This is a genomic window from Lysinibacillus sp. NPDC059133 (assembly GCF_042755925.1).
Lineage (GTDB): Bacteria > Bacillota > Bacilli > Bacillales_A > Planococcaceae > Lysinibacillus.
In genome coordinates this window covers 1-4,038 of the sequence record NZ_JBHZDH010000068.1, presented here as the reverse complement: position 1 = coordinate 4,038, position 4,038 = coordinate 1, and the positions used below count along the sequence as shown (strand labels likewise).

The window sequence follows — 4,038 nt, the reverse complement described above, 5'->3', positions numbered from 1 at the left end:
ACTGCCGCTACGCTTTCGTACAGAAATCATTTGTTGCTGCCGCTGCGCTTTCGCACAGAAACATTTGTTACTGCCGCTACGCTTTCGTACAGAAACATTTGTTACTGCCGCTACGTTTTCGTACAGAAACATTTGTTACTGCCGATTCACTTTTGCACAGATAAATACTTCAGCAAATTTGGGATACCCTTTGAAGATGAACTACACGCGCATTTATCCCGCTATTCATTGGGAAATGGGAGTCTTCCGCTGAAAATAGATATATATGTTACAATGGACAAGGAAGAATATTCTACTTCGTGGGGAGAGAGTCAACATGAATGAGGAAACATTACAATTATTTAAAACATTAACGGAATTACCAGGTGCGCCGGGTAATGAACATGCAGTACGTGCATTCATGCGGTCTGAGTTGGAAAAGTACTCGGATGAGATCGTTCAGGATAATTTAGGGGGTATTTTCGGTGTGAAGCGGAGTGAAGTTGCTGATGCACCAAAAGTGTTGGTTGCTGGTCATATGGATGAAGTGGCATTCATGGTTACTTCTATTACCGATAACGGGATGATCCGCTTTCAAACATTAGGTGGTTGGTGGAATCAGGTAATGCTAGCGCAACGCGTTGAGGTATTTACCAAAAATGGCGCGATTCCAGGTGTGATTTCATCAATACCCCCACATTTATTAACCGATGCTGAACGTTCTAAACCGATGGATATTAAAAATATGCTTATAGATGTTGGTGCAGACAATAAAGAAGATGCTATTGCACTTGGTGTTCGTCCAGGTCAATCAATTATCCCTGTCTGCCTATTTACACCAATGGCCAATCCGAAGAAAATTATGGCCAAAGCTTGGGATAACCGCTATGGCTGTGGATTGGCAATTGAATTGATGAAAGAAGTTAAGGATGAAAAGCTAGCCTCACATTTATATTCAGGTGCGAATGTTATGGAGGAAGTTGGTTTGCGAGGTGCTCAAGTGTCCGCAAATATGATTAAACCAGATTTATTCTTCGCTCTAGATGCTTCACCTGCAAATGATATGTCAGGAGAAAAAAATCAATTTGGTCAGCTTGGAAAAGGCACATTATTACGTATTCTTGACCGTACGATGGTTACACATAGAGGCATGCGTGAATTCATCTTAGATACTGCAGAAACGAATAATATCCCTTATCAATATTTTGTATCACAAGGTGGTACGGATGCAGGACGTGTGCACACGGCAAATGACGGTGTTCCTAGTGCAGTAATTGGTGTTTGCTCACGCTATATTCATACGTCTGCGTCAATTATTCATATTGATGACTATGCAGCTGCAAAAGCTTTAATTGTGGAACTAGTGAAGAAAGCAGATCGTTCGACATTAGCAACGATTCGCGCTAATGTGTAAAGTGATTCCACAGAAATTAAAAGATGCCTTTAGGGGCATCTTTTTCTATGCGAAGAAAGAGGGATTAAGAAAATGAACATAACTATTGGTACAAAAAACAAAGCAAAAACAGAGGCAGTTGAAGTTATAGCTAGAAAATATTTTGATAAACCAAATTTCACCTACGTTAAGGCTGCTTCACAAGTATCTGATCAACCAATGACTCATGAAGAAACACGATTGGGAGCAATTAACCGTTCGCAAAACGCAATCAAAGAGACGGGTGCGCAATTATCATTTGGATTAGAGGGTGGAGTGACTGAAATTGATGGTGTAATGTACGTTTGTAACTGGGGAGCACTTACAGTATCAAATGGCAAAACTTATACAGCTGCTGGCGCACAAATTATATTACCAGAAGAAATTGCCCAGGAAATAAGAGCTGGGAAGGAACTTGGGCCAGTAATGGAGCACTATACACAACGCCGAGATATCCGACAAGGTGCGGGAGCTGTAGGTGTTTTCACACAAGGGTTAGTAAGTCGTCAGATGATGTTCGAGCATATAGTCTCACTTCTTATTGGCCAATATTTATTCACATTAGCACATGACTAGTGTCTTTTGATTAGTGATACTGGAATAGTAAAGGATAGTAAAGTTGCAACTTTAAAATAATTTTTTTAAAATAGATAATTGGATAGTTTTGAACAGAGCGGTTCACAAATATGTGAGCCGTTTTCTCTTCATTTGGCATATAGTAAGCTACAATAGAGGAACCCGGTTTATAAACGTCACGTCCGGTGACATTATTTTCGCGAAAGTGATCAATACACTGAAACTAAATTAATTTAGAAGAAAGGGTGTGAGCTAGGTGAAACAAATTAAATCAGAACAACTTGTGTCCCTATTAAAACAACAATTGAATGAGGAAAAGTTTGAGTTTGAATTTGACAAAAAGCACGATAAATTACGTCTAAACCATAAAAAAATTGGTAAAGGGATGGAGCTTTCTCTACCAGGTATTTTAGTCAAATATAATGACAAGCAAGGGGCTGCGATCGATGAAGTCGTTTATACAATCGAGCAAACCTTTAATGCGATGGAGCAAGAAATGGAACAAGGATTCCAAACTACTACGCAAATTTATCCAGTTATTCGTGCGACATCCTACCCTCAAGCCTCGAAGGAGGGACATGCATTCATCACAACTGAACATACAGCCGAAACACGTATTTTTTATGCGCTTGATTTAGGAAAAACCTATCGTTTTATTGATGAATCCATGTTAGAGGCACTACAATTAACAGTAGAGAAAGTTCGTGAAATGGCACGATTCTCCGTAAAGCAGCTACCAACAGTTTATAAGAAAGATGAAGTTGCAGGAAATGTTTTCTATTTTGTTAATGCTAATGATGGTTACGATGCAAGTCGTATTTTAAATGAAAGCTTTTTGAAAGAAATGCAGACTAAAATTGAGGGCGACATGACGTTATCTGTGCCACACCAGGATGTATTAATAGTAGGTGATATTCGTAATGAAACAGGGTATGATGTATTAGCACAGATGACAATGCATTTCTTTACTGTCGGTACCGTACCGATTACGTCATTATCTTTTATTTATGAAAATGGGGAGCTAGAACCGATCTTTATATTAGCAAAAAACAGAGTTAAAAAGGAGCAAGAGAAAAAATGAATGTATTTTACAACAAAGAGCATGTAGGAGATGTACTGCTAGTACAATTAGCGACGGAATCAATCGTGAAAACAAAGGTAGAACGTGCGGGTGATATCGCTATTTTAAAGGAAGCACAAACAGGAGAAATTAAAGCATTTAATTTATTTAATGCCAGCAACTATATACAAACTGAAGCACAAGGTCTAGTTGAAGTTACTCCAGAATTAGTAGCACAGCTAGAGGCAGCTATTGCAAAAAATGGAGCTGAAATCAGCTTAGATGTAGATTTTTCCCCAAAATTTGTTATAGGCTATGTAGAAACAAAGGACAAGCATCCGAATGCTGATAAACTAAGCATTTGTTCTGTAAACGTAGGTGACGAAACATTACAAATTGTATGTGGCGCACCAAATGTGGAAGCAGGTCAAAAGGTTGTCGTAGCAAAAATCGGTGCAGTAATGCCTTCTGGAATGCTTATTAAAGAAGGTAATTTGCGAGGTGTTGAATCATACGGTATGCTATGTTCAGCACGCGAATTAGCAATTCCAAATGCACCTTCTGAAAAAGGAATTTTAGTATTACCAGAAGATGCGAAAACTGGTAGTGCGTTCGAAGCACCAACTAAATAAAGTCTCCGGAACACGGTTTAACTTTGCGAAAGCGAAGCAATAGCCCAATTAATATCAAGACCAAATTGATTATATGTACTTAAAATCGTTATGCTACTAATATGCTAGTAACATAACGATTTTTTTGTCTAGAATGAGCCTCTAAATACAAGTTTCTATTACATTTTTATGGTATGCTTTTTGTTATAGACATTTAACTTCTTTCAGCAATTATTTTCTGTACCGAAAGCGAAGCGACAGCAACACGGTTTTAACTGTGCGAAAGCGAAGCGACAGCAACATGGTTTTAACTGTGCGAAAGCGAAGCGACAGCAACATGGTTTTATCTGTGCGAAAGCGATGCGACAGCAACATGGTTT

General features: G+C 38.7%; 4 protein-coding genes. All 4 read left to right on the top strand.

From position 1 onward, the window contains the following. Window positions 1–316: 316 nt before the first annotated feature. Entirely contained in the window at window positions 317–1,393 is a 1,077-nt protein-coding gene (locus tag ACFXN8_RS23615; RefSeq protein WP_386847926.1) for a M42 family metallopeptidase, read from the top strand. A 72-nt stretch (window positions 1,394–1,465) separates the two neighbouring features. Then, complete coding sequence (locus ACFXN8_RS23610; RefSeq protein WP_376071572.1) at window positions 1,466–1,987, top strand: DUF84 family protein; 522 nt, start codon at window positions 1,466–1,468, stop codon at window positions 1,985–1,987. A 256-nt stretch (window positions 1,988–2,243) separates the two neighbouring features. Next, the gene (locus tag ACFXN8_RS23605) at window positions 2,244–3,068 is read left to right on the top strand and encodes a DUF1444 domain-containing protein (RefSeq protein WP_386847924.1); all 825 of its coding nucleotides are present in this window, start codon (window positions 2,244–2,246) and stop codon (window positions 3,066–3,068) included. Continuing rightward, window positions 3,065–3,679: a YtpR family tRNA-binding protein gene (gene ytpR, locus ACFXN8_RS23600; protein WP_376071578.1), complete on the top strand. Its 615-nt coding sequence runs from the start codon at window positions 3,065–3,067 to the stop codon at window positions 3,677–3,679. Before ACFXN8_RS23605 ends, ytpR begins: the two co-directional genes overlap by 4 nt. The last annotated feature ends 359 nt before the right edge of the window (window positions 3,680–4,038 follow it).

Bases quoted from the DNA above. Each gene is read 5' to 3' on its own strand.
- ytpR (WP_376071578.1), top strand. From the start codon at position 3,065: ATGAATGTATTTTACAACAAAGAGCATGTAGGAGATGTACTGCTAGTA.
- ACFXN8_RS23610 (WP_376071572.1), top strand. From the start codon at position 1,466: ATGAACATAACTATTGGTACAAAAAACAAAGCAAAAACAGAGGCAGTT.
- ACFXN8_RS23615 (WP_386847926.1), top strand. From the start codon at position 317: ATGAATGAGGAAACATTACAATTATTTAAAACATTAACGGAATTACCA.